The sequence below is a fragment of the Acinetobacter sp. UBA6526 genome, from assembly GCF_002434875.1.
In the GTDB taxonomy this organism is placed as follows: Bacteria; Pseudomonadota; Gammaproteobacteria; order Pseudomonadales; family Moraxellaceae; genus Acinetobacter; species Acinetobacter venetianus.
In genome coordinates this window covers 1-262 of the sequence record NZ_DJLC01000057.1, presented here as the reverse complement: position 1 = coordinate 262, position 262 = coordinate 1, and the positions used below count along the sequence as shown (strand labels likewise).

1 pseudogene is annotated in these 262 nt (G+C 46.6%); it reads left to right on the top strand.

The window, feature by feature from the left end:
• Positions 1–262, top strand: a pseudogene (locus B4237_RS03835) (S-(hydroxymethyl)glutathione dehydrogenase); the annotation flags it as partial.

Here is a 262-nt window from a genome sequence, read left to right as displayed (position 1 = left end):
TCATTCATTTGAATGTATTGGCAACGTGAATGTGATGCGTGCAGCCCTTGAAAGTGCACACCGTGGTTGGGGTCAATCCGTAATTATTGGTGTAGCTGGCGCGGGTCAGGAAATCTCTACCCGTCCATTCCAACTGGTTACTGGTCGTAAATGGCTAGGTTCTGCCTTTGGTGGCGTAAAAGGTCGTACGCAACTTCCAGGAATGGTTGAGGATGCCATGAAAGGTAAAATTCAATTAGAACCATTTGTGACACATACGATG